The following is a 25487-nucleotide window of genomic DNA, read 5'->3' as shown; positions in this document are numbered from 1 at the left end:
CTTTGCGTCTTTGCGTTAAATATCAGGTTCTGTTATTTAAGCCCGCGCCCCATCTGGAAGGCCTTTAGGTTCACTTCCAGCGCCTTCTTGGGCACCATCTTCTCGATGGCCTCGATCCAGTACTTCTCCTCGATGTCCAGACGCTTGGAAACGGCCCCGAGGAGCACGGTGTTGGCCGCACGGGCGTTGCCCGCCTCGATGGCAAGGTTCTGGCCGTCCACCAGCAGGCAGTCCGGGCAGAACTCCTGGATCTTCAGCGCCATGTCGGCCGGGTAGGTCTCCTGGCCGACAAGGACGGACGGGGGCGCGATGCAGAGGTCGTTCACCACCACGGTGCCGCCCGGCTTCAGAAGCGAAAGGTAGCGGTAGCTCTCCATCAACTCGAAGCCGAACAGGATGTCACCCTCACCTTCGGGAACCATCGGGGAGAAGACTTCCTTGCCGTAACGGACGTGGGACACGACGGAGCCGCCACGTTGGGACATGCCGTGGATCTCGCTCTTCTTGACGTCGAAGCCGGCCAGCATGAAGGTCTCGGAAAGGATCTCGGCGGCAAGCAGGATCCCCTGGCCACCCACGCCTACCAGGACGATGTTGGTTACCTTGTCGCTCATTTTGCCTCCTGGATCGCAGAGAACTTGCACAGCTGGCTGCAGACGTCGCAACCGTTGCATAACAGCGGATCGATGTGCGCCTTGCCCTTCTTGCCGCTGGCCGGCACCCACTCGATGGCCGGGCAACCGATCTTCAAACAGGCACGGCAGCCGGTGCAGGATTCATCAACCACCTGCAGCGGAGCGCCCGCCTTGAAGATCCCTTCCCTCTTGATGAGGACGCAGGGCTTGTCGGTGATGATGACCGACGTCTCGGGACGCTCCATCTCCTCGGAGATCACCGTGCGGCACTCGTCCAGGTCAAGGGGGTTGATGGTGCGCACGTTCTTGACGCCGATCGCCTTGCACAGCAGTTCGAAATCGACCGCGTTGGTCGGATCGTTCATCAGGGTGTGGCCGGAGCCGGGGTTTTCCTGCCGGCCGGTCATGGCGGTGATCCTGTTGTCCAGGATGATGACGGTGGCGGCGCCCTTGTTGTAGACCATGTCCATCAGGCCGTTGATGCCGGTGTGCAGGAAGGTGGAGTCGCCGATAACCGCGACCACTTTCTTCCTCTCCTCCGGCGACAGCACCTTCGCCGCACCGGTGGCCATGCCGATGGAGGCGCCCATGCAGACGCAGGTGTCCATGGCGGAAAGCGGCGGCATGAAGCCCAGGGTGTAGCAGCCGATGTCGCCGGAAACGTAGGCTTTCAGCTGGTTCAGGGTGTAGAACACGCCACGGTGCGGGCAGCCCGGGCACATGTTGGGGGGACGCCCCGGGAGCTTCTCCACGGCGGCCTGGGCGTTTTCGGGGAGCCCGAACGCCTTCCTGACCCGCCCCGGGGTGAGCTCACCGCAGATCGAGATGATCTCCTTGCCGATGACCGGGATGCCGATCGCCTTCACCTGCTCCTCGATGAACGGGTCCAGCTCCTCGACCACGTAAAGCTTCTCCACCTTGGCGGCGAATTCGCGGATCAGGTCGAAGGGAAGCGGGTGCACCATGCCGAGCTTCAAGACGGAAGCCTCCGGCAGCGCCTCGCGCACATGCTGGTAACTGATGCCGGCGGTGATCACGCCGACCTTGGCATCGCGCATCTCGACGCGGTTGATGGGCATGTTGCAGCCGTCCTTGGAGAGCTGGACGGTGCGGTCCTCGACCACAACGTGGCGCACGCGCGCGTTGCCGGGCAGCATGACGAACTTGGCGGCGTTTTTCTCGATCTTCGCCTCGCGGACCTGGTCGGTGCGCTCGCCAAGGTTCACCACCGACTTGCTGTGCGAGATGCGGGTCGTCGTGCGCAGCAGGACCGGCGTGTCGTACTTCTCGGAAATCTCGTAGGCCAGCTTGGTGAACTCCAGGCACTCCTGCGAGTCGCCGGGCTCGAGCATCGGAACCTTGGCGAACTTCGCGTAGTTGCGGCTGTCCTGCTCGTTCTGGGATGAATGCAGCTCGGGATCGTCGGCGCAGACCAGCACCAGGCCGCCGTTGACGCCGGTGTAAGAGAGCGTAAAGAGAGGGTCCGCGGCGACGTTGACGCCGACATGCTTCATGGTGACCAGGCTCCTGGCGCCGACGAAGGAGGCGCCGATCCCCACTTCGAGGGCGACCTTCTCGTTGGTGGCCCAGGAGGAGTCGATCTCCCGATAGCGGATGGTGTTTTCCAGGATCTCCGTGGAAGGGGTGCCGGGATAGGCACAGGCAACTTTGACGCCTGCCTCGTACGCGCCTCTGGCAATGGCTTCGTTGCCGGAAAGTATTTCCTTCATGGGTTGCGTGTCCTCTGTGTATTAATGTGAGAGTCGGCGAAATATACCCGAGTATTGCCCGCGCTGTCAACTTGTTTATAGGAGCAAGTTAATCGCTATAACCAGTATTTATGCAGGTTTAGCAGGTGATGACGCGATGGAGCCGGGCGCCGGTGACAGTTTTCGAAGAGGCGACGGAGGTCATGTTTACTGCCAGCTTGAACATCGTTTTGACAAGCCGAAACAACGACCAGACACGGGGCCATAGTTGTCCGGGCCGGGAGATCAAAGAGAGCTTTGTCGTGGTGGAGAATCAGGTATAATTGGCGGGTTGTTTTTCGGGCTACAGACCAAGGAGGTTCAACGTGGGTTTCATAGTGAAGTGGCTGGTACATGCAGTTGCGATCGTCATAACCGCCTATCTCTTGCCGGGGGTGCGCCTGTCCGGGTTCGGCGCGGCGCTGATCACGGCGCTGGTGCTCGGCCTCATCAACACCTTCATCAGGCCGCTGTTGATGCTGCTCACCCTGCCGATCAACATACTGACCCTGGGGCTGCTCACCTTCGTGATCAACGCGCTGCTCATCATGCTGACCAGCGCCCTGGTACGCGGCTTCACGGTGGACGGGTTCTTGTGGGCGCTTTTGTTCAGCCTGGTGCTGTCGGTGGTCAACTTCCTTTTGAATGCGATCTTCTAGAGCGGTTCGCCCATCAGCAGGCGATTCTTGGGCGTGATGTCGAGCGGGATGGTCTGGGTGTAGACCCGGTACCCTTGCGAGCGCAGCCAGGCGGCCCGGGTGACGTCAACCGCCAGGGGGCCGTCCACCCAGCCGGAAACGCCGCCGTCGTCGCAACTGCGCAGGTCATGGCAGCAGGGGAGCACCGCCACCCGGCAGCGGGCGGCGGCAGCTTTAGCCAGGATGAGGTCGGTGAGTGAGCCGCAGGCGTGTGCGGAAACGACGATGTCATCCGGGCGCAGTTCGACCAGGTTCAGGTCCTGCTCCAGGAGGGAGAACCGCTCGGCTGCGGCGGGCCATTCCGCCCGGATCTCGGAAGCAAGCCGGGCGGCGCTTTGCGGGATGCGCAGATCGACGCCGATCCCTTCATGAAGCTCGCGGTCCAGGACGAGCAGCACCTGCGCCAGCAAACCGTGTCCCGCCGCCAGGTCCACCACCCGGCCACCGCGAAAGCGGCGGTGCACCCGGCGCGCCACCTCCCACGCCTCGTAAAGTTCCTTGCGCGGCAGGCATCCCGCCCGGCATACGGCGCAGGCGATGCGGTCAAAGAGGGTGTTGCCGGGAAAGTGCGGCAACAGGTGGGTGGTCAGTCGGTTTTTGGAGGATCGATCCATATCTGAAGTTCCTTCCGCTCTCCTCCCCCACCGGGAGAGGGGGCGGGGGTGAGGGCGCGGCACCATCGCCTCACCCGCCTTTCGGGCACCCTTTCCCAGGAAGAGAGGGTACTAAATCTCGGAGGCATCCATGGGAGTTGGCAGGATCCGCGTCGGCACCTGCTCCTGGACTGAAAGCAGCCTCATCGAAAGCGGCGCCTTCTATCCCCACGGCGCCGCTACTCCCAAGGCCCGCCTGAAATTCTACGCCCGCCGGTTCGACACCGTCGAGATCGAAAGTTCCTACTACCAGATCCCGTCACTGGAGATGGCGCAGGCCTGGGCCGAGCGCACGCCGCCTGGGTTCCTGTTCCATGTGAAAGCCTTCGGCGCCCTCACCGGTCACAATATCGACCCGCGCCGGTTGCCGGAGGAGCTGCGCGCCATGCTGGCGCCCGGGGATCTGGCCCGGGAGGACCTGCACGTGGCCGAGCCGGCCATACTCAGGGCCATGGCCCAGGCGCTGCTGACAGCCCTGGAGCCGCTTAGACAGGCGCGCAAGATGGGGTTCATCATCTTCCAGTTCCCACCCTGGTTCGGGTACAAGAAGGCGAACCTGGATTACCTGCGCTACTGCAAGGAGCTGATGGCGGGAGTCCCCATCGCCGTCGAGTTTCGCCACGGCAGCTGGTTCACCGCCCAGCACCGGGACGAAGTGTTTGCCTTCCTCAAGGAGCACAAGATCACCTACATCACCTGCGACGAGCCGCAGTTCGGCAACCTCTCCACCGCCCCCTTCCATCCCGCCGCCACCACCGGCATCGCCTATCTCAGGCTGCACGGCAGAAACGGCGACAGCTGGCACAGCGAAGTCCCCGCTGACGAGTACCTCTACCCGGAAGCGGAGCTGAAGGAGATCGCGGCGCACGCTTTGCGCCTGAGCGAGAGCGCGCGAACCACGTTCATCATGTTCAACAACTGCCGCTGCGGCTATGCGGCACAAAACGCACTGGAGATGCGCCGGTATTGTCAGGCGACGAAGTTCGACGTCGGCGCCGGGGCGGAAAAATCGGGCGAATGATTATTCGCCCCTACAAGACCGAGCCTTCCCGTCCACGGTAGGGGTGAATAAATATTCGCCCCCCCATACCCAAGGCAGCACGCCCCTCGCCAAGACGGATGCTGAAACTTCCCACGGGCGGAAAAAAGAAAAATGCCCGAAGAGCGCCCCCGGGCATCTATCTTCCCCCTACTTCTGCGGCGCCTCTATTCGGCCCGCGCCCCCAGCAGATCGTTCACCACCACCCCCGCCATGGTCAGCCCGAAGATGGAGGGGATGAAGGAAACGCTGCCGAGGATCACGCGGCGGTGCTCGCAGGAGAACTTCTGATCGTCCTTGTTGGGACAGATGCAGTTTCCCTTGCAGCCGCCGTCCTTCCCCGCCTGCTCGCGGTACTCCTCAGTCGAGAAGACAACCTTCACCCCGCTCTCTATCCCCTGCTTTTTCAAAAGCTTGCGCACCGAACGCGCCATGCGGCACTTGTGCGTCTGCGAGATATCGGCCACCCCGATCTTAGTCGGGTCGAGCTTCGCCGCGGCACCCATGCTGGAGATGATAGGGATGTCCTTTTCGCGGCAGGTGCGGATCAGGTGCAGCTTGCTGGTGATGTGGTCGATGGCGTCGACCACGTAGTCGTAGTGATCGTGCAGCAGGAAGTCGCTGTTCTCGGCGGAATAGAAATCGTGATAGGGTACGATCTCCGCCTGCGGATTGATCAGGCGCATGCGTTCGGCCATGACCATGGCCTTGGCCTTGCCCACGGTGCCGTCCATCGCGTGCAGCTGACGGTTCACGTTGGTCAAGCAGATCTCGTCGAAGTCGACGATGACCAGGCGCCCGATCCCGGCACGAGCCAGGGCTTCGGCGGCGTAGCTCCCTACCCCGCCCAGGCCGAAGATGGCGACGGTGGAGTTTTTGAGTTTGTCGAGTCCAGCAGGTCCAATGAGGAGTTCGGTACGGGAAAAACGGTGCAGATGGGACATGTTTCCTTTGCCTTTGACGCTTTTGCGGGGATGGTGACGGCAAAGTATCTCATAGATGGGGCGTATCTTGGAAGCGAAAAGGGGACTGGCTCCGAAGGTGCCTGTCCCCTTTTTAACTTTTGCTCTTTATCACTTCCCCCTGCCGACTATCAGCGGCGGGGCAGCGGGTTTCCCGACTCGGTCCGTATCCGTTCGAACCCTTCCTGCCGGGCGACTTCTTCATCGTAGGTATAAAAAATGGCGTAGGTGCTCCCTACGCCATGCGGGTCCAGCTGTATTCCCTTTTCTTCCCACTGCTTGAAGAGCTCCAGGCTCTCCTCGAAATTGCGGATCAGGTCGTGATGGTCTTCGCACCGACCGCGGTGAACTTGATCTGATGAACATGCTCGTAGCGCACCCTTTGCATAGCCACCTCCACCCCGCCGCATTAGCACCCGCAAATTGTAGCGTGGATCACGCGGCTGGCAATTGGGGTATGGCGCTACTGCATCTTCTGGTACAGGTGATCGGCATCGGTGTCCGTTATGTTGATTCCCGCCTGATCGAGGATCTCACCCGTCATCCGCCAGAGTTGCGTGATGGAGTTGTTGTAGTCGACCACGGCCTGGATCTGGTTCCCCTTGGCGGCCACCAGGTCGTTCTCCACGTCGAAGACGTCCTTGGTCGTGGCAAGGCCGACATCGTGGCGCTTCTGGAAGGCGCGCAGCCGGTCCTCGGCGTAGGCTTTGCCGCGCGCGGTCACGTCGAGCTGCGCATAGCTAGCGGCTACCAGGCGCAAGGCGGCCTTCACGTCCCTGATCACACCTGATTCGAGGCTTTGCAGCTGGGTCTGGGCCTGCTCCAGGGCGAGCTTCTTCCTGATGTAGTCATTCTCGGCGGCACGGTTGCCCAGCGGGTAGCTGAATTGAAGCCCCACTCCCCAGCTCGGTTCATCGATGGTCGCCGTTTTCTCGAGTCCGCTCAGGAAGCGGCGGTCGAAGCCGCCGGTGCCGACGCTCGCGTTGAGCGTCAGGTTGGGCAGGGTCTGGTTCTTGGCCACCCGCTGCTGCAGGTCGTTGATCTTGATGGCATCGCGCTGCGCGGCAAGCTCCGGCCGGTTGCCGAGCGCATCGTCCAGCGCCTGTTCCTCGGAGAGGTTGTAGGTTCCGCGGAACGGCTCGTCGGCCAGAACGACATCGGCAGCGGCGGGGATCTGCAGTTCCACGCGCAGCACGTCGGACTGGTCCCGCACCGCCCGCTCCGCGTCGATGACCTGCTTCTCCCGGGTAGCGACCTGGAACTCGGAGTTCAAGAGCTCGTACGCCGGGAGCACCCCGGCCTTCACGCGTCCCTGGTCGTCCTGCAGGATGCGCTTGGCCAGCGCGAGCGAGGTGCGGCGCACCTCGAGCACCTCGATCAGGTTGTAGAGCTGGAAGTAGTCGTTGCGCACCTTGGCGACGGTGTCGCTCAGCCGGGTCCTGAAGACGTTCATGGTCTCCCCCTTGGTGAACCGGGAGACGTTGATGGCCAGGTCGGTGTTCTCCTGCCCGAATCCCCTGAGCAGCGGCTGCTGCAGGGAAAGGTCGATGGCGTTGGAGTAGTATTTGGCCGAATTGCTGATCCAGCCGCTCTGGGCGGTCGCGCCGACCACGGTGCCGGTGGGCAGGAGCTGGCTTATCCCGGCGCTCGCGGTGACCTGGTCGACCGCCTGCGGCCTGAAGGTCAGGACGTTGTTGCTGTTGTTGCGCTCATAGTTGATCCCGAGGGTAAGCAGCGGATCGTAGATCCCAAGGTTGCGCCGGACGTCGGCTTCGGCCATGGCGGGGTTGTAGAGCTCCACCTTGAGGTCGAGGTTTTTCTCCAGGGCCATCTTGATGGCGTCCTTGACCGTCAGGTTGATGGTGGTCTGCGCGAAAGCCGAGGTGGCGGCGCCGAGCACCAGGCCAAGGGAGAGGGCCAGCGCGGTGTTCTTGTTTCTCTTCATGGGCGATCCTTTCGACTGCTAGTTGAACGTTACTCGTATCTCAGTGCGTCGATCGGGTTGAGCGACGCCGCCTTGCGCGCCGGGTAAAAGCCGAAGAAGACCCCGACCCCGGCCGAGAAGGCAAAGGCGATGATGATGGTGTTGACCGAGATCAGGGTGGGCCAGCCGATGAAGCTCGCCACGAGCTTCGCCCCCGCCACCCCCAGCAGCATGCCGATCACCCCGCCGCAGGTGGTAAGGAGCACGGCCTCGGTCAGAAACTGCAGCAAAATGTCGCGCTTCTTGGCGCCGATGGCGATGCGGATGCCGATCTCGCGGGTTCTCTCGGTGACCGAGACCAGCATGATGTTCATGATGCCGATGCCGCCGACCACCAGCGATATCGAGGCCACCGCGCCGAGCAGGATGGACATGACCCTGGAGGACTGCTCGGTGACCGCGAGGAGCTCGGAGAGGTTCCTGATGGTGTAGTCGACCTCGCGGTTGGGACCGATCCGGTGGCGCTGGTTCAACAGCTCGGTCACCTCGTCCTGGGCCTTGTCCAGCACCTCGGCATCCTTGGCCTGCACCATGATCGAGCCGACCACGTTGGGAAACTGGCTTCCCAAAAGCTTCCTCTGCGCGGTCCTGAGCGGCACGTAGATCACGTCGTCCTGGTCCTGCCCCTGCGGCGACTGCCCTTTCTTGCCCAGGAGCCCGACGACGGTGAAGGGTATCTTCTTGATCCTGATGATCTTGCCGACCGGATCGGTGCCGCCGAAGAGGTTATCAGCGACGGTCTGGCCGATCAAGCAATTCTTGGTGGCGCCGTCGACATCGGACTGGGTTATGTTGCGGCCGGCGACGATGGTCCAGTCGCGCACGTCGACCATCTCCGGCGTCACACCGTAGACCACGGTGGACCAGTTCTGGTTGCCATACACGACCTGGCCGGAGCCGCGCACGTTGGGGGCGACCGCCGCGACCGACGGACATTCGGCCTTGATGGCCCGGGCGTCGTCGTAGGTGAGCGTCTGGGTGCCGCCGGAGCCGGAACGCATGCCGCCGGAGGTGACCGACCCGGGGAGCACCAGGAGCAGGTTCGAACCGATGCTGGAGATCTGGTCCGAGATCATCTTGCTGGCGCCGGAGCCGATGGCGACCATGGCGATGACCGCGGCGATGCCGATGATGATGCCGAGCATGGTGAGCAGCGCGCGCATCTTGTTGACGCGCAGGGCGCGCAGGGCTATGAGCAGGCTTTGGTAAAGCGTCGTCATGGGTGCGCCACCTCCGCGGGGAGAGCGGCGCTCTTCGCCTGGTGGGGTTGGTCTGAGATGACCTCGCCGTCGCGAAAGATGATATGCCGGCTGGTGAACTCGGCGACGTCGGGTTCGTGGGTGACCATGATGATGGTGATTCCCTGCCGGTTCAGTTCCTGGAAGATGGACATGATCTCGATGGTGGTCCTGGAATCGAGGTTACCGGTGGGCTCGTCGGCCAGGATGATGGAGGGGCGATTCACCAGGGCCCGGGCGATGGCGACGCGCTGCTGCTGGCCGCCCGAGAGCTGGTTCGAGTAGTGCCCCTCCCTGCCGGCCAGCCCCACCCGCTCGAGCGCTTCCAGCGCGCGCGTCCGGCGCTCGGTCGCGGGAATCTGGGCGTAGACCAGCGGCAGCTCGACGTTCTGCCGCGCCGTGGTGCGCGCCAGCAGGTTGAACCCCTGGAAGACGAAGCCGAGCTTCTTGTTGCGCACCTCGGCCAGGGCGTCGGCTGAAAGCCTCCCGACATCGACCCCGTCGAGGAAATAGCTGCCCCGCGTCGGAACGTCCAGGCACCCCAGGATGTTCATGCAGGTGGACTTGCCGCTGCCGGAGGCGCCCATGATGGAAACGAACTCGCCGCGCTTGACGGTGAAGGAGACCCCCTTCATCGCCTCGACGCGCTCCTCTCCCATGGTGTAGATCTTGACGACGTCGCTGAGCCGAACTACCTCGTCCATTTAGAACCTCGGCCCCATGGGGGACCCCATGCCGTTTTTCTTCTTATCCTGGCTCACCTGCTCCACGATGACGTCATCGCCTTCCTTCAGGTTGCCGGAGAGCACTTCGACGAAGCTGCCGTCGCTGATGCCGGTGGTGATGGCGACCGGCACCGGTTTCCCCTCGGCGTTGAGGGTATAGACCTTCTGGCCGCCGTCCTTGCCTCCGGGCCTCCCCTTGGGGCCGGTACCGGCGCCGTGTCCACCCCCGCTGCCGGTCATGCTGCCGGGGCCGCCCTTCGCGGATGCGCTCTTCTCCTTGTCGGAACGCGGCTTGAAGCGGAGCGCGGCGGCCGGGACCTTGAGGAGGTTGTCCTTTCTCAGAGTCTCAACGATGACGTTGGCCGTCATCCCCGGCTTTAGTTTCAGCTCCTTGTTGTCCACCGCGATGACCGTGACGTAGGTGACCACGTTCTGGGTCACCACCGGTGCGTTCCTGATCTGCACCACGGTCCCCTCGAACTGGCGATCCGAATAGGCGTCCACCGTGAAGGTCGCTTTCTGACCGACCTTCAGCTTGCTGATGTCCGATTCGTCCACGCTGGTGTCAATCTGCATCTTGGTGAGGTCCTGGGCGATGGTGAAGAGGGTCGGCGTCTGGAAGGAGGCGGCGACGGTCTGCCCAACGTCCACGTTGCGGGAGACGACGGTGCCGTCCACCGGCGACCTGATGGTGGAATAGTTTAGGTTGGTTTCGGCCTGCTTTAGGGCGCCGCGGGTCTGCATCACGGCCGCCTCGGCCGCCTTCACGCCGGTGAGCGCCGAGTCATAGGCGGTCTGGGCCGCGTCGAGGTCGCTCTGTGCGATGATCCCTTCCTTCAAGAGTTCCCTGTTGCGCCCGAGCGTCCTCTTGGCGTCGGCCAGGGTCACCTTGGCCTTGGCGAGACTCGCCTCGGCGTTTAAGGCATTGCCTCGCGACTGCTGCACCGCGGAGTTGAACAGCGCCGGGTCGATCTGCGCGATCGGCTGCCCCTTCTTCACAGGGGAGTTGAAGTCGACGTAGAGTTTCGCGATGGTCCCCGAGACCTGCGTACCGACCTGGACGGTGACCACCGCGTTCAGGGTGCCGGTGGCGGAGACCGTGGAGGTGATGGCGCCGCGCTCGACCTTCTGGGTCTTGTACTGCGCTTTCGGGGGTTCTTTGAAGTAGAAGTAGCCGGCCACTCCCAGAACGGACAATAGTATGACGGCGCCTACAATTCTTTTCACGAGTACACCTCTTGGTTGATTCTTGAGACTGTCCTTGCACAGCCTATTGAGGGCAGCAGTCTTGTGGCAGGGTACCTGCTAAATGTGCAAGAAAGATGAAACGGGTAACATTTGTGCAACACAATGGCAAATCGTCACTTTAACCATGGATGGACCAGCGGTCAATGAAAATTATCTATGGCAACTACGCGCAAAAGCCTCGCCGATCTCATATCACATTTGACACCACTAATCACCCCTGTACAATTGATCAGTGTTTTGCGGAACAGCTGCAAATGATCAACACTACATGAAAAAGGAGAGACAAATGACCGCGTTCACGGCAAAAGACTACTCCCAGCTGATCGGCATGCCCGGTTTCAGCGAAGCGCTCCTCAACAACCATTTCACCCTGTACCAGGGGTACGTGAAAAACAGTAACGCCCTCGACGAGCAGCTCATGCAGCTGCGCAAGGACGGCAAGGGTTCCGACCCGACCTTTGCCGAGCTGAAAAGACGTTTCGGGTGGGAGTTCAACGGCATGAGGCTGCACGAACTCTACTTCGAGAACCTGGGTGGAAACCACCCGATCAACCAGGATGGCAGGTTGGCGGCCCGGTTGCATCAGGACTTCGGAAGCTATGACGAGTGGGTCCAGGACTTCAAATCGGTGGGGGCAATGCGCGGCATCGGCTGGGCCATCCTTTACCAGGACGTCCACAGCGGCAGGCTGATGAACTGCTGGATCAACGAGCACGATGTCGGTCATCCCGCCTGCTGCGTGCCGATCCTGGTGATGGACGTCTTCGAGCACGCCTTCATGACCGATTACGGGCTCAAGCGCGCCGACTACATCAACTCCTTCTTCCAGAATATCGAGTGGACCAAGGCAGAGGAGCGGATGCAGATCTAGTTGCGCCTGCTGCAGAGCGCGCAATAGAAAAGGGCCCCCTCCGGAGCAGGGGGCCCTTTTCTATTCAAGTAAATGCCAATTTCGTGAAATCCCCGATACCCTTGCCTTATGAAACAAGACCAAAGCGGCGTGAAGTGGTATGCCGGTTCGTTAGATCGGCATACCGGATCAAGCAAAGTGGTATGCCTGTTTTGCATTTAGGCGGTTGAGAGCTGCGCTAGCGGTGGCAGGCCGCGCAGAACCGATCATCGGTGCCGGCTAGTTGGCAACCGCAGGAAGCACAGGCGTTGTCCCATTCCGGATGCCCCGCCTCCGCCGCCCGTTTCTTCGCCTCCAACCGCCTTACCTCCGCTTCCATCTCCTCGTTGTACTGCATCTCGAACATGCTATCCCCTATTCCCTTTCAATGAATTACCTTTACCGAGCGTGCCTTGCCGACATCTCCCCGGACACTGGTGTACAACTCCCGGTCCTTGAGCACCGGCAACGAGAAGTCGCCGTCGATGTGCCAGCGGTCCTTCAGGTAGAACCACGGCGCCAGGCTGGAAAGCCGGTAACCGGCAGAGACCTCGATCTTTTCGGATGTAAGATCACCTATCGACAACCCCTTCTTGCCAGCGGTCACGGTGTGGCTGCCGCTGAAGGGCAAGGCGCCGGCGTCGCTGAAATCCCATTGCACCACCTGGCGCTGTTCGCCATCGGCCAAGTCATGGCAAGAGGCGCAGGGGCGGCTTTTCCCGTACTTGTGGGACACCTTGTCCATCTGGATCCAGAGCAAGGCCCGGTTGTTCTCGGGGAGGCCGCCGAAGAGACCGACATAGCCAAACGCATCATCGGTGCGCTGCAGGTCGGGCAGGTCGGCGGGCCATCGCCAGTGCAAGCCGGGCTTCAGCGAGGACTCCTTCTGGTTCAGGACCGCCATCGGAAACGGTTTCACCGGAATCCAGCGCCCTTTCTGGTCGCGGATCAGGATCGGCTCCTTCATGATCCCGTAATATTCCTTGTACTTGAAGTACGGGGTCTCCGTGCCCGCAAGCTTTCCCGGCCCCCAGTAGGTCCCCTGGTATCCCGAGACGTTCTGGATGTGGCATGCCTCGCAGGCGAGCGACTTGTGCAGCGACCTCTGGTGGCTGGCGAGTTGCCGCTCGTGACACTTGTCGCAGCGCCCCTGCCGCTTGATCATGGCGTGCCCCAATTCACGGTTGGATCCGCTGTTCTCGTGGCAGTCCAGGCAGCCGACCTTCTTCACCTGGTGGATGTCCGGCTCCATCCCCTCAGGGTTGGCGTAGCTCCCACCGAAATAGCCGGCGCCGCGGCGGCGCTCCTCGGGACCGGCATGGCAGATCTGGCCGCGGCCGCCACCATAGCAGCTCTCCGGCTTCGGCACCCGGTTGAAGGTGTGCATCCCTGCCCTGGGGTTGGCCGCATGCCGCGGCTGCGGATCGTAATGGCAATCGAGACACCCGACGTGGCAGGTGTTGCAGCTGCGCTGATTGAGAGCGCTTTGCTCCCTGGAAAAAGAAACGGCCGTGCTGGGGGCGATTTTCTCGTAGTTGCCGTCAAACCACGCGCCGCAGTTATGCGGGCCGCGCTGCGGGTCGGTCCAGCTCTGGTAGCGGCTCTGCTTGCCGTTTTGCCCCATCGTGCTCCGGGTGAACTCCGAAAACTCCTTGGCGTGGCAGGAACCGCAGGTCTTCTCGATGGTGACGAAATCCTGGGAAAGGGTGTCCCGGCGCTTGTCCTGGTAGAGCACCAGGGCCACATCCGGGTCGATGACGGTCTTCCCGTTCTTGACAACCTGGTTCTTGATGCGGGTCATCGGATTGCCGGTCAGTTCCAGGGGAGCCACCCGCTCGGCCGTCTGGGCCAGCAGTCCCTTCTTGTGTACCAGCTGCAGTCGTCCCATGCCGAGATGGGCGGCGTTACGCTCCGGGCTGGCAGGGTCACCGAGATGGCAATCGACACACCCCGCGCTCATCCCCGACTGCCGTGTGACCTCCTCTACCGTGACCGCCATGTGCGGAAAACCGAGAGACGTCATCTTGGCGCGATTGCCGTGACAGTCCGTACAGGAGTCCGTTGCCCGGGCCGGGACAACGAGGGTGAAAAGGAGCAAAAGAGCTGGCAGCAGCAGGGAAAGAAAGCAGCGGCAGCGGCGCAGCAGGGTTACAGCACTCTTCCGGCCAGGAACATGTTTCTCCATCTCCCCCTCCTCCTTGCTAGATCACTCACCGGTTGTGGGTAACATAGATCAGCTTGCTCGTATCGAAGCCAAGTGAAGCAGCCTTTGCAACGAGACGATCTTTGACCGAAGCTTCCATCTCAGGGGTTCGTGACAGGATCCACAGGTAGTTCGTGTTCGGCCCGCAGACCAGAGAGTATTGATAGTTCTCCTGGTCGAGGTCAAATATAACATACGAACCGTAAAAGGGGCCGAAGAAGGAAACCTTAAGGTATCCTTTGTCAGCACCGTCTGCGAAATATGCCTTGCCGGTTGCTTCCTTCCACCTGTCTTCTTTCGCCAGGTAGCCGCGGTTGATTACCTTGAGGCCTCCATCCTCCCGCAGGCTGTATTCCGCAGATACCCAGCTCAAGCCCCGTTCAAAAGAGTGATCGAGACGGGCGACTTCGTACCATTTCCCCAGGTACTTCCGCACGTCGAAGTTATCGACCGGCTTGACCCGCTCAGGTATCCCCATGCACCCTGACAACAAAAGCGTCAACCACAACGATAATTTTTTCACGCCGCCTCCCTCCGGGTACAGCTTCAAGGTCTTTGACAGTGCCGACAGCTTAGCCGGACTCCGTTTCTGTGTGACGAGAAGATACGATGACTCCCCAGATGATGGCTGCTGCCATCACGGCACCCCCGGCGACGAAGAAGAATCTGCCGATAGAATGGTCCCAGGTAAGCATTCCAAGCTTCCCCAGCATCACCTCCCAGTCGTGATAATCCTCCACCTCGCTCCCCGTCACGCCCCCAAGGAGCGGGAGCTCTCCGGCACGGGCGTCGTCCGCATAGGGAGCGACATCCGCCATGCTCTCTCCGAGCCACCACACGCCCACCGCTGCGGCGTAGCGGTCGCAGCGCCTGTAAAAGGAGATCGCCACCACCGCCGGAACCAGAAGCTGCATGATCGTGCCGCCGGCGACCTGGAGAAAGCGACCGAAAGGTGAAAAAAGGATATGCCCCGCCTCATGAAAGGGGAGATTGACGAGGTGCAGGAACGTTTCGCCGACGTAATTGGAGGCAATGGGATGTATCAGTATGCGAAAACCATAGAACGCGATGAGAGCGAGGAATGCATATCGCGCCACGACAACGCCAGAGGCGGCAGGCCCGCCTGCGACAGCGGCGGGCACGGACCGGGCGACTTCAGGCTGCGCTGACGTTTGGTTGGAATGCTGCCGCACCTTGGCGAAGATGACCCCGCACCTCGGGCAGCTGTCACTACCAAGCGGTCGCGGTGCGGAACACTTAGGGCAAACCGTCTGTGCCGTGCTTGCCTCTGATGACGTCATGACTCTTCTCCCTTGGCAGAAAATAGCCATCGTTGCACTAGTCTTGTGTAGCGAGGCATTACCACGTACACCATAAGAAAAACAACCAGTCCAGTTACTGCCAATGTTGCGAATAACCGGTTATCAGGAACGTGAAGGTAATGCATAACTGGATAAACGACCAGCGGCATACCCAACGCTAGAGGATAGATAGCTGACCATGTAACCAGAAACTGTTTCCAGCGCACCGGTATCTTGGCTTTCGCCCCCATTGGTGTAAACCAGAAATCCAGCCCGCTACTGATAAAAAAATCATCGTCGGTCACAAAGAGAGGCCGAACCTGTTTAATAAGACGGGCGCGAGTCGGTGATTCCATCCACTCCCGCAAGTGCACCTCGGTATCGAATCGGATTATGACGGTATAGGTTTCCGTCAAGCCTGGTATTGGTCGAACGATATGCCAGTCCAAATAACCTGGCGAAGCCTTGCAAAGAGGCGCAATCTCCTCAAGCCACCTTTCGTATTCTGTCTGCTTGTTTTCGCGCAACCTATGAGTGATAACTACCGTCGCGCCCTCGGCAGTTTTTGTAACAGCGGGGACCTCTGTGCTCATTGGGTTATCCCTCTCTTCATGACTGCGCCCACCGGCTATTGGCTGACCGACTGAGCTTCACGGAGATGTGTCCAGCCAGGTGTCATGTCCTCGACTCCAGAAACTCGTTCAATCCTCGTCCAGCAACTCTTCATCGATGGTCCGCGTCTTCATGTTCCTGACCACGAAGGCGTCCTATGGGACAAGTCGAACAGTCGCTCCGCGAGATTATCACGCAGGTTAGCTTCGATCAATGTAATATTCCTCGTTGAGATATAGGCCTCCTGCAATAACCTGTGAAGAGCTGAAAACAAGGGGAGAAACCGAGGATCCGTCTCGCAGAGCAGGCTGTCCAATGGTATGCCGCAGTCTTGGGCTTCTCCACCAGCGGAAGCAGATCGACAGCCAGGCGGAGAAGTGGCAAGTGGAGGAGTTCTTGGCCGGGGGGCCAGTCCGGCGCTACAAGATGGCAGCACTGGAGACCAGGAGCCCACAGAGCGCCATCACCAAGCGAAGCAATGATCGTGCTCGCGGCATGGAAAAAACAAAAGGCTTAGCCCTTTAAGAGCTAAGCCTTTTGAATCTTGTTATGGTACCGGAGGCCGGCCACTGAAATCCAGCCAAGCTGCTGTAAACATAACCCTTTCACCAGCCACTCCGGCCAGATACCGCAAATAATACCTTATAGAGTTTCACCCACTTTCAGTTTTTCGAACCCGAAAGCGGGAACCGGGCATGCATGCAACTACTAGGTAATACGTAATAAAAGCTCTCACGTCGTCAAAACTCCACCAATAATACCATTAAAGCGTTCTACCTCTTCGCTCACTAAGCCTCCATCATCATAGTACTATACGCGTTTAAGGCAATAGTTGAATACTTTTTATTTACACTGCTGATCTCGTCTTGCGTTGTGCATTTTTTTAATGCGTCTAAATAGTCCGCCCATACCTGCATCATATGGCGCCGCTGCGGGAGAAACGTCGTCCGGTTGTACGCGACCCCGTTGGGGTCTTTCACTGCATGTGCAAGCTGGTGTTCAATGATGTCAACCCTAAATAACAAGACTTCAGCTAGGATCGTCCGCGCCATGGCACGGAACCCATGACCGACAATATCGTCCTTCGTGTAGCCCATGCTTCGTAGTGCTGCATTAACAGCATTATCACTCATGCAGTTAAGCGATGAACGCCTACCTGCAAAAACATACTTGCCATGCCCTGTCAAAGTGTGAAGCTCATGAAGGATCGCAATGGCCTGACGCGACAAGGGAACTGTATGTGCCACCTTCATCTTCATCTTTTCGGCTGGGACGTTCCACTGTTCCTCGACAAAGTCTATCTCTGTCCATTCCGCCTTCCGCAGTTCTCCCGGCCTGATAAAGAAAAGGGGGGCAAGCTTTAGGGCGCATTTGACGACAAAAGAACCTTGATAACCGTATATCGTCCGCATAAGAGGTGCGACCTTCTTTGGATCGGTAGGGGCCGCGAAATGTCCATTCTTGACAGGAGGAAGCGCGTCACGCAGTTCGGGCACCGGGTTCCGCTCGGCGCGCCCTGTAGAAACGGCATAGCGGAAGACTTGCCCACAGGTGCACTTTGCCTTGTGCATTATCTCCAAAGACCTCGTTTCGATTTGGCACAAGACCTTCAGCAATTCAGGAGGTTTGATTTCACCGATAGGGCGCTGGCCTAGCGAAGGGAAAACATCTTTTTCAAGACCTGCAAGTTTCCGAGCACCGTGAGTCGGTGTCCACTTCGATTTGAAGCGTTCAAACCATTCTCGTGCCACTGCCTCAAAGGTGTTGGTATAAGCTTCCAGTTTCTTCTTCTTCTTCTCCTTCTTTACCTGACCGGGATCTAGGCCAACAGCAAGCAGCTTCTTGGCTTCATCCCTCTTCTCCCGCGCAGCCTTCAAGGAAACTGCAGGATAAGCCCTGAAGGACAAAACCTTTTGCTTCCCATCGAACCGATACTGCATCTGCCATAATTTACCACCAGAGGGCGTGACCAAAAGGTACAGGCCGTATCCGTCTGCCAATTTGTACGCTTTATCTCTGGCCTTGGCGTTGTCTATCTTGAGAACCGACAGTTGCGGAATGCGCTTAGGCATGGGATTCTCCCTGTGGTCGCAGTCACTTTTTCTGCCGTTGGTGGTATATTTCCGACGGCTTCAGGTTTTGATGGTATCTGTTAGCCCTTGGTGGTATGACAGCTTCTCCTTTTTGATGGTACCGCCTGCCCCACAACCAGAGACTCAAATCTCCATAGGCCTATTTGCCGTCTCCTTCACAACGTCCAAATAGTCTCCTAGTTTCTGCATCATTTCGCGCCGTTCGTCAAAATACTTCGGCCAGCCCCCTAAGTATTTCATCTGGCGGCCAGTCGCATACCCGAGCTGGCACCTTATTACCTCAGCACTGAAGCTCAATACTTCGTAAAGGATTCCTGCCGCCATGTGCCGGAGACCGTAAGCTGTAATTTCCATCCCCATGCGATTCAAGGCGAAATTAATTGCGCCTGCCCCGATACAGCGATCCGCTGACTTTGGACTGGCAAATAGATACCTGCTATGTCCGGTAATGGCGCGGAGTTCCCGCAGGATCGCGATGGCCTGATGCGACAGCGGGACAATGTGTGGCCCTCTCGCCTTCATCTTGTGGGCTGGAATGATCCAATTTTCCTCTACAAAGTCGATTTCTGCCCATTCGGCATGGCGGAGTTCATTTGGCCTGACCATCAGAAGAGTGCCCAGCTTCATGGCGCACTTCACAACAAACGCCCCCTTGTAGCCATCTATGGCGCTGAGCAGAGAGGCGATCTCCTGGGGATCCGAGAGGGCCTTGAAACGTTTATGTTTGGACGGTGGTTGCGGAATACGCTTGGGCATAGAATTCTCCGTTGTGGTCGCAAGCCAGATTTCTGGCTATACTCCGAGACTGCTCTGCTTGGTTGATGTGGATCGTCGAGTGTTTTATTTCCTTTTTCGACTGCGAGATCAGTGGGTTTTGCAATGGCCATGTTTTGGTCGCCTTTAAGCGTCTCACTAAGAAGTTGAGTCTCCCTCAGGGGTCCAAGTTCCGTTGACAACGGCAATGATGGACGACTCGTCCCAAACTCTTGTCCTCTCGGTAAGCAGCCGGCCGGGCGGAAACTTGCGGGATTTGATCCCCGCGTACCAAGTAGTCCGGCTTACAGGCACCATAGACAGAACTTTTTTTAACCTTAATAACCGCTCTGACATTTGCCCCTCCTTTACGGGAAGCGACCCGTGCGTGGTTGTAATTCCGCAAAACGCTGGCAAATCATTAGGACTATTGTTCGTATCTTCAATCTGATCTGCTTTTGCGGCGGCTGACGTAAACTGCCCTCGAAGGGTAGGAATGGCAGTGTTGGCGCCCGCCTTTAGCAAGCTCCCTGTCAGCCCGTGCTGACTGTATGTGAAGTTGCTGGGTTAGAATGTCGACCTGACCGTGTGCAGCCGCCAATTGGTCCTTTATTTCTGTGAGCAATCCGGTTAAACGTGCAGCCTCATTTCTGGCCACACCTGTTTCAGCCTCTGCCTCAAAGACCCTACGGCTGGTTATCGTGAGCTGCTCACGAAGATCTGCTATAACCAGGCTTGCCTCGTCCATTTTGGTAAAAGCGGAGTCTGCTCTTTGGCACCCGTCCCGAAGCTGGTCGCTTAAGCTATTCACCACACGCTCAAAGGAATGACATTTCTCGTCTGCTGCAGCCATCTGTGCAGTGAGTTCCTCTACTCTATTTGTAAGTTCCTCAACCTTGCCGATTGCTACGTCCCGCTCTCTTTCGAAAACGGCAGCCGCCGCCAAATGATCCATGCTCTCTTTTTCAATGATCCTTATCATACGCTGATGCTTTGCATCTTCTGCTTGCTGTTTTGCGTCGGCATATCGAAGTACTTCGTCTCGTATGGTCTCATTATTTGCGGCGATGGTGATCTCAAGAGAGGCTACAGATCGGTTTACCCCCTCCGTAAGCTGCTGGGTGACGCGGTTAAGCTCAGTGGTGAGTTCAAGTGATAACGTCTTGATGGGAATTCGTCCTGTCTGCTCCAGCTGCTCAGCACTCAATATTTGCTCTCTTACCTGCTTGAAAAGCCCAGCAACCTGTTGATAACAGCCTTTCTTGTTAAATTTGCGGGGCATCCAGTAGTTGTAGATAACGTGCGGACTGATGCCATGGAGCAAGTTCTCGAGTGTAGCTTCGGGTGCCTTCGTCCTTGCGTCATCGAGAGCAGCTTGTGTCGCCTCCCAAACCAATTCTGGCCCGACTTTTCTCGCGTCAACTACTGTTGTTTCTATTTCTGCGTCCATTGCCATCCCCCGAATGTCGATAGTCCTTCCTAAGCATTATTACCATCTCTCAAGGCTGTATCAGCATCTAGGTTAAACAGTACGAACCGTATTCTGAAACTATATCACTTTCTTAAAAACGGTATCGAAGGCTTTTAGTTTTGTCAAGCACACTTATTTATTTTTTTTGAAAGAACATTTTCAATATTTTTATGTCAAAAAATTATGCTGGTAATCTTTATACAATATGTTTGTCATAACAATTTTATTTATGCCATTAAATACTGACCCACATCCATTGCATAAATTTTATTTATGCGGCATAAAATTACTTTTACGGCAATTTTTTAAGGCAGGACATTATGTCCCTCACTGCCGTGGGTAAATGGGCTATACCAGCATGGCCGGGCAACTTCACTAACTTGTCCACGAGTTGAAAAAGCCCCCGGTTCAACCAGATCCACCGTCATTTGTCTGACCGGAACCTGTCGGCCCATACCAGGTCCACGGCTCCACGAGCCTCCCCCAAAATTGCTGCCGGAGACGCAGCCCCGGGAGGGACTGTGCCACATCTCCTGAAGAGGCGTCCTTGCTGTTGTGCCAGGCGGACCAGACGCCAACAGGCCCATCTCTTATGGAGTGAACTGCAAGGCTGTGAAGAGCCTTATTCGGCAGGCTCAGGCCACGAGTTCCTGGGATCTATTAGGTACTGGTACTGGTACTGGTACTGGGTGTTGGTACTGGTACTGGGTGTTGGTACTGGTACTGGGTGTTGGTACCGGTACTAGGTGTTGGTACTGGTACTGGGCATTTGGTGCTGGCACTTGTACCTTCGACCTACCTGAGATTCTCATAGAGCAAACGCGAAGGGGATTTGACTTGTGTGGATAAATTTATTGAGCTACATTGCAGGAGAGTAGTGGGGAGGGCGGTTTTGGGTGTCACATCAGAGAAGATCACCTCAATTTGTCACTTTGTAACGCTACATCAACTTTGGCGTAGGTGCGCTCTAAAATCTCCAGCATCGATTTAAGGCCTTTAATATCGCTGCCTATCTCCTCGTGCCAGAGTTCGCAGTATTTCTCAGGACTACTGGTGAAATTCGTTATTGGCAAAGCCAAATTAATCATCATTTCAGCGACTTGATGAAGGGTGACTATCCCCAAGCGGCCAAAATGGGTTTCGATACCTTTACTGGCTACTACTTTTAAGCGTTTATTGAACATCCTTTCATCTCGATCGTCCATAGTAGAAGTCCTCTGCAGTCGCACTAGTATGGTCAGCTATTACTGATCATAAAACTGCTTTAGATCCTGAAATTGACAATTCTTAGCAACAGCGTTAATTATCTCAATGAAATTATTTTTGTTAAGCCGGCGCTGAGGATGTACCGTAGCCCATTCTAAGGCGTCATTTAGCCCCCAGTCTGAGTACCATCGTTCCTTTTTCATGTTCATTATGACGTAGTCCACCGTTCTTTGAAAATGTTTGTGGCATACCGTACACACACAAACACATTTATCAATCTCTTTCAGTACGGATATCAGTTTAGTGCGATCGGACAGCAAATCAGATACAGATGCAGTTTTGGTGTTTGGTAAAACATGATGAAAATGTAGGTTGTCGGGATTATTTTCATTACATAATAAGCAGCCAAAACTCCTTTTAATTTGGGCAATAATGTCTCTGGCTACTTGACGCTCTCGCTTTCTTCGCCTTGATAGCTCAGCATGCCAGTGTGGGTTGTGTTGCTTCTTTTTCCGCATGAACTCACGCTGGTACGCCCGCTGCTTTTCCTTGTCGGAGTATGGCATCTTCACGCCTCACGAGCTAGGAGCCGGGGGCAACGCCTATCCCGACATATCCAGTTCCTGCCAAATGCGGATTGTGGTCGAAGTCCGGAACCCTTTCCGTTAAAAATACAATCAGCATTTGTTTTGTCAAGCTAATTATCAAATTTCAGTTGAGCAACACCGACGTTCCTAGGATACTGGGATGTAGAGGCTAGAGAGGTGCCCATGAGAAGGATCTTAACCAGCGAAGAAATTGGCGAGAAGCTCAAGGAGTTTCGTAAGTGTAAAGGGCTAACACAGCTACAATTGGCAGGAAAAATTGACGTGACATTCCAGCAGATACAAAACTACGAAACTGGCGCCAGCCGCCTAAACACCGACAAATTGCAAGCTATCGCCATAGCCCTATCTGTTCCTGTCGCTGCTTTTTTTGAGGATAGCGGATTCTACCTAGCTACTCTCTCTGAAGAAGAGCATAAAGTAATCAATGGATTTAGGAGCCTACCAAGCCCCGAAATACGTGCGTTCGTCTGCAGTTGTCTCACAAATTTCAAAGATTTACACAATCCATAATTGGTGGAGCCCCTTCGTTGCTCCCTACAAAAGCTTCGCATCTTTTCAATGTACACCGGAGCAGTCTGGCGAGCAAAAGAACCTGAACGGGGAATAGATGCCTCCAAGGCTTCTATCTTTTTTAGCCATGCGTGACATGTTGTAAATGGCCGCATTGAACACCCTAAACTTCACGCCCCGCCGCACTGCCCCGTGGACCACCATCTGTTACACAATTCCGGAACGTTTTCCAATAATGAGGGTAGCGGGATCGATACTGCTACAGCACGCTTACGACTCCTTTACGACGTCGAGGGGGCGTAAGCGTCGGACCCAAGGTCGCCGGTACCAAGCTCCCTCTCCCCCCATGGTGGACAGCAGCATCATCGACAACTGCAGGAATAAGCCTTTGCCCCTGCCCTAACTCGCATTCCGTTTACGACGGTAATCGATGCCGAGTTTGTCCATACGAGCCCTCAAGGTATTCGGCTCCACACCAAGCAACGCCGCTGCACCGTCACGTCCATGGATTTTACCGTTGGTCATTTTCAGCACCTTGCTGATGTGTTGGAATAAAATAGCGTCAAGTTTCAGTGGTGCTTGCCGGCGGCTGTCCTCTGGAGGTTCCTTTTTCCACCTGCCGTCTTCTGCTGGAAGCAGCGAGTCGAACAACAGCTGTTCGCCCCGGTACCTTATCATCTCCCGTTCCACAATATTCTCTAGTTCACGGACGTTCCCCGGCCAAGAATAGTCCGTAAGACGTTGCAGGGCGCCTGGCACAATGGCGGGCGAACCGGAAATTCCCAACTCCTTGCTTTTCCGCATAACAAAATATCGGGTGAGAGCTGGGATGTCTTCCTTTCGCTGCCGTAGAGGTGGAATGATGACAGGGAACACGTTCAACCGGAACCAGAGGTCTTCGCGAAACCGATTTTCGGACACCATGGTTTCCAGATTGCGATGACTGGCCGCGATTACCCTGATATCCAAAGGAATCGGTCTACTGCCGCCGACTCGCTCGATCTCACGATTCTGGAGCACGCGCAGCAGACGAACCTGGGCCTGGAGGGGCAACTCCCCAATCTCGTCCAGAAATATAGTCCCGCCGCCAGCCCGCTCGAATCGTCCGCGCTTCTCAGCAACAGCTCCGGTAAAAGCCCCCTTTTCGTGACCGAACAGTTCGCTGTCGATGAGACTTTCCGGAATCGCCCCACAGTTCACTTTGATGAAAGGTCCATCTCTGCGTGGAGAACCAAAATGAATGACATTGGCGATCACTTCCTTGCCCGTCCCAGTTTCCCCCAACAGCAGTACGGAATTATTCAGCGGTGCCACTTGTCGCACCATCTCCATCACGTTTCGAAGCCCGGTATTGCCGCCAATGATCTCGTCTGAGGTGTGGGATAAAAGCTCCCTGTTCAGAAAGCTGTTGTCGTCTAGCAGAGTGTCTCGGTACCTAAGAAGCCTTTCGTGCGCCAATGCATTGGCCAGTGCGATAGAGAATGGCTCTGTCACAGTAGCTAAGAGCTCGACATGTGATGAATCATAGACTCCCTCTCCGCGGACGCGGAGTATCAGCCCTCCGAGCCATTCGTTCTCGACCCACAGCGGTATGAGGATGGCCGAGTTTCCTTCGAGCTTAATGTAGGGTGCTATAGCACGAATTACTTCGTCATGGTCGGCACTCATGATAGTTGGAGCTCGAACTTCCCATGCCTGCACTTTGGACCAGAGTTCCTCCGGAAGCACGAAGACTTCATCGGCAAGCTCCACCCGGTTGGTCGCCACTTGGGCGACTCTCCTCAAGGCGGCAAGATTGGTATCGCGAATGGTCAATGCGAGACTGTCGAGGGGGATGTTCTGCCTCAAATAGTCGAACGCGCCCTTCAAAGCGGTTTTTATCTTCAGGCTGCTGCAAATTTTAATCGTAACCTCCTTGAAGAAGGTGTTCCTGTCAATCACGCCGATATCTCCGTAAATCCCCACCCACCCCTCGCAAAACTCAAATATTTGGTAATCGCACCCGAAATATACCAAATATTTTAACTTTTTCACCAAATATTGTAACAGTCACGAGAACCGCAGGCATAACACAGCGATTTTGCGAGGCTATAAAGTTGGCACAGTAATGGCTACATAAAGGTAAAGCAAGGCGGAAACGCAGGCTTCCTTTTGGAGTCCTGCCAATGTTGATCCTTATGTCGATACTACTGTACATCACCTGCGACCTGAGACAGCAGGAACAATCCTGCTGCCTCACGGCTGGTCTGGCATTTCTGGACGCGTACCAGAAAGCGAACCCGCGCGACGAAATTCATATGCTTGACCTCTACCGCGACCCTCTTCAGCCAGCCGACCTCGATGTGCTCAGCGCATGGGATAAAACCGCTCGTGGGCACCATTTCGCGACCTTGACCAAGGCTGAGCAGCAAAAAATGGTCCGCATTTCTACTCTCGCCATGCAGTTCGCCGCTGCCGACAAATACGTGTTCGTTACGCCGATGTGGAAACCTGGATTCCCTCCGCAGATGTTGGAATATCTCGACACCGTACTGGTCGCCGGAACGACCTACCGAAATACTTCCAGCGGCCCCGAAGGTCTATTGAAAGACCAGGAAAGAAAATGCCTCATGATCCATTCGACCGAGGGATTCGTTTACAGGAAGAAGGAGTTGCACTGCGTTTCCAGCATCAGGCAGACCATGAAATTTCTGGGCGTCGCCGAATTCAGCAGCATCCTTATCTATGGCGTCGGTCCAGCCTCGGACGAGAATGCGGCCTTGATCAGGAAAGAACTAGGGAGAGTCGCGGAAGCGGCTCTCACATTCTGACGAAACTCTCCATTCGCCCCAGGAAGATACGGGCTTCATCGTTTTCTTCGCCATGGTCGTCTGGCTCTGCGTAGCCCTGATCGCCTTCTGTAAGAAACGGT

26 protein-coding genes are annotated in these 25487 nt (G+C 57.1%); 6 read left to right on the top strand and 20 right to left on the bottom strand.

Translation table 11 applies throughout. The features are described 5' to 3' along the window. Nucleotides 1–32 precede the first annotated feature (32 nt). Nucleotides 33–614, bottom strand: coding sequence for an indolepyruvate oxidoreductase subunit beta (locus tag KOL99_RS13475; protein ID WP_216510971.1), 582 nt, complete (start codon nt 612–614; stop codon nt 33–35). Continuing rightward, a complete protein-coding gene (gene iorA, locus KOL99_RS13470) occupies nt 611–2365 on the bottom strand; it encodes an indolepyruvate ferredoxin oxidoreductase subunit alpha (protein ID WP_216510970.1) in 1755 nt (584 codons plus the stop codon). Before iorA ends, KOL99_RS13475 begins: the two co-directional genes overlap by 4 nt. Before the next feature lie 344 nt (nt 2366–2709). Here iorA and KOL99_RS13465 point away from each other — a divergent pair, with 344 nt between their 5' ends. After that, complete coding sequence (locus tag KOL99_RS13465; protein ID WP_216510969.1) at nt 2710–3042, top strand: phage holin family protein; 333 nt, start codon at nt 2710–2712, stop codon at nt 3040–3042. Here KOL99_RS13465 and KOL99_RS13460 read toward each other — a convergent pair. Beyond that, nucleotides 3039–3695: a methyltransferase gene (locus tag KOL99_RS13460; protein ID WP_216510968.1), complete on the bottom strand. Its 657-nt coding sequence runs from the start codon at nt 3693–3695 to the stop codon at nt 3039–3041. The two genes, KOL99_RS13465 and KOL99_RS13460, sit on opposite strands and share 4 nt — an antisense overlap. A gap of 130 nt (nt 3696–3825) precedes the next feature. Here KOL99_RS13460 and KOL99_RS13455 point away from each other — a divergent pair, with 130 nt between their 5' ends. Continuing rightward, nucleotides 3826–4755 (top strand): DUF72 domain-containing protein, encoded by a 930-nt coding sequence (locus tag KOL99_RS13455; RefSeq protein WP_216510967.1) that lies wholly within the window; start codon nt 3826–3828, stop codon nt 4753–4755. A gap of 185 nt (nt 4756–4940) precedes the next feature. On the opposite strand, the gene KOL99_RS13450 is transcribed toward KOL99_RS13455, so the two are convergent. From KOL99_RS13450 to KOL99_RS13430, 5 genes are all read right to left on the bottom strand, one after another. Further along, nucleotides 4941–5717: a tRNA threonylcarbamoyladenosine dehydratase gene (locus tag KOL99_RS13450; protein WP_216510966.1), complete on the bottom strand. Its 777-nt coding sequence runs from the start codon at nt 5715–5717 to the stop codon at nt 4941–4943. Between the two features lie 481 nt (nt 5718–6198). After that, on the bottom strand, nt 6199–7680 hold the full coding sequence (locus tag KOL99_RS13445; protein ID WP_216510965.1) for a TolC family protein: 1482 nt from the start codon (nt 7678–7680) through the stop codon (nt 6199–6201). A gap of 29 nt (nt 7681–7709) precedes the next feature. Beyond that, a complete protein-coding gene (locus KOL99_RS13440; RefSeq protein WP_216510964.1) occupies nt 7710–8939 on the bottom strand; it encodes an ABC transporter permease in 1230 nt (409 codons plus the stop codon). After that, nucleotides 8936–9661 (bottom strand): ABC transporter ATP-binding protein, encoded by a 726-nt coding sequence (locus KOL99_RS13435; RefSeq protein WP_216510963.1) that lies wholly within the window; start codon nt 9659–9661, stop codon nt 8936–8938. The genes KOL99_RS13440 and KOL99_RS13435 overlap by 4 nt, the downstream gene beginning before the upstream one ends. Further along, nucleotides 9662–10909, bottom strand: a complete 1248-nt coding sequence (locus KOL99_RS13430) for an efflux RND transporter periplasmic adaptor subunit (RefSeq protein WP_216510962.1) — start codon at nt 10907–10909, stop codon at nt 9662–9664. Nucleotides 10910–11216: 307 nt separating this feature from the next. Between KOL99_RS13430 and KOL99_RS13425 the strand changes: the two genes are divergently transcribed. Further along, nucleotides 11217–11801 (top strand): superoxide dismutase, encoded by a 585-nt coding sequence (locus KOL99_RS13425; RefSeq protein WP_216510961.1) that lies wholly within the window; start codon nt 11217–11219, stop codon nt 11799–11801. Nucleotides 11802–12018: 217 nt separating this feature from the next. On the opposite strand, the gene KOL99_RS13420 is transcribed toward KOL99_RS13425, so the two are convergent. The 4 genes from KOL99_RS13420 to KOL99_RS13405 are packed head-to-tail and all read right to left on the bottom strand — an operon-like array spanning nt 12019 to nt 14936. Continuing rightward, complete coding sequence (locus KOL99_RS13420; protein ID WP_216510960.1) at nt 12019–12186, bottom strand: hypothetical protein; 168 nt, start codon at nt 12184–12186, stop codon at nt 12019–12021. Between the two features lie 18 nt (nt 12187–12204). After that, nucleotides 12205–14004, bottom strand: a complete 1800-nt coding sequence (locus KOL99_RS13415; RefSeq protein WP_236026092.1) for a cytochrome c3 family protein — start codon at nt 14002–14004, stop codon at nt 12205–12207. 25 nt (nt 14005–14029) lie between these two features. After that, a complete protein-coding gene (locus tag KOL99_RS13410) occupies nt 14030–14545 on the bottom strand; it encodes a lipocalin family protein (protein ID WP_216510959.1) in 516 nt (171 codons plus the stop codon). Nucleotides 14546–14594: 49 nt separating this feature from the next. Next, complete coding sequence (locus KOL99_RS13405) at nt 14595–14936, bottom strand: hypothetical protein (protein ID WP_216510958.1); 342 nt, start codon at nt 14934–14936, stop codon at nt 14595–14597. 123 nt (nt 14937–15059) lie between these two features. Between KOL99_RS13405 and KOL99_RS21820 the strand changes: the two genes are divergently transcribed. Beyond that, nucleotides 15060–15191, top strand: a complete 132-nt coding sequence (locus KOL99_RS21820) for a hypothetical protein (protein WP_268898929.1) — start codon at nt 15060–15062, stop codon at nt 15189–15191. 128 nt (nt 15192–15319) lie between these two features. Here the strand turns inward: KOL99_RS21820 and KOL99_RS13400 are convergent, their stop codons facing one another. The 7 genes from KOL99_RS13400 to KOL99_RS13370 form a co-directional block, all read right to left on the bottom strand. Beyond that, nucleotides 15320–15916, bottom strand: a complete 597-nt coding sequence (locus KOL99_RS13400; RefSeq protein WP_216510957.1) for an antibiotic biosynthesis monooxygenase — start codon at nt 15914–15916, stop codon at nt 15320–15322. An 807-nt stretch (nt 15917–16723) separates the two neighbouring features. Beyond that, complete coding sequence (locus tag KOL99_RS13395; RefSeq protein ID WP_216510956.1) at nt 16724–18007, bottom strand: tyrosine-type recombinase/integrase; 1284 nt, start codon at nt 18005–18007, stop codon at nt 16724–16726. A 144-nt stretch (nt 18008–18151) separates the two neighbouring features. Then, nucleotides 18152–18784, bottom strand: a complete 633-nt coding sequence (locus tag KOL99_RS13390; RefSeq protein ID WP_216510955.1) for a tyrosine-type recombinase/integrase — start codon at nt 18782–18784, stop codon at nt 18152–18154. A gap of 156 nt (nt 18785–18940) precedes the next feature. Beyond that, on the bottom strand, nt 18941–19138 hold the full coding sequence (locus KOL99_RS13385; protein ID WP_216510954.1) for a helix-turn-helix transcriptional regulator: 198 nt from the start codon (nt 19136–19138) through the stop codon (nt 18941–18943). 85 nt (nt 19139–19223) lie between these two features. Then, entirely contained in the window at nt 19224–20231 is a 1008-nt protein-coding gene (locus KOL99_RS13380) for a hypothetical protein (RefSeq protein WP_216510953.1), read from the bottom strand. Between the two features lie 935 nt (nt 20232–21166). Further along, nucleotides 21167–21457 (bottom strand): hypothetical protein, encoded by a 291-nt coding sequence (locus KOL99_RS13375; RefSeq protein WP_216510952.1) that lies wholly within the window; start codon nt 21455–21457, stop codon nt 21167–21169. A 39-nt stretch (nt 21458–21496) separates the two neighbouring features. Continuing rightward, complete coding sequence (locus tag KOL99_RS13370; RefSeq protein WP_216510951.1) at nt 21497–22024, bottom strand: hypothetical protein; 528 nt, start codon at nt 22022–22024, stop codon at nt 21497–21499. Nucleotides 22025–22228: 204 nt separating this feature from the next. Between KOL99_RS13370 and KOL99_RS13365 the strand changes: the two genes are divergently transcribed. Beyond that, nucleotides 22229–22576, top strand: a complete 348-nt coding sequence (locus KOL99_RS13365) for a helix-turn-helix domain-containing protein (protein ID WP_216510950.1) — start codon at nt 22229–22231, stop codon at nt 22574–22576. Between the two features lie 399 nt (nt 22577–22975). Here the strand turns inward: KOL99_RS13365 and KOL99_RS13360 are convergent, their stop codons facing one another. Next, nucleotides 22976–24517 carry a sigma 54-interacting transcriptional regulator gene (locus KOL99_RS13360; protein ID WP_216510949.1) on the bottom strand — a complete coding sequence of 514 codons (1542 nt, stop codon included), beginning with the start codon at nt 24515–24517 and terminating at the stop codon, nt 22976–22978. 224 nt (nt 24518–24741) lie between these two features. Between KOL99_RS13360 and KOL99_RS13355 the strand changes: the two genes are divergently transcribed. Next, on the top strand, nt 24742–25386 hold the full coding sequence (locus KOL99_RS13355) for an NAD(P)H-dependent oxidoreductase (RefSeq protein ID WP_216510948.1): 645 nt from the start codon (nt 24742–24744) through the stop codon (nt 25384–25386). The last annotated feature ends 101 nt before the right edge of the window (nt 25387–25487 follow it).

This window comes from Geomonas azotofigens (assembly GCF_018919395.1).
Taxonomy (GTDB): domain Bacteria; phylum Desulfobacterota; class Desulfuromonadia; order Geobacterales; family Geobacteraceae; genus Geomonas; species Geomonas azotofigens.
The sequence above is the reverse complement of the archived record's forward strand: the minus strand, read 5'-3'. Positions and strand labels throughout refer to the sequence as shown.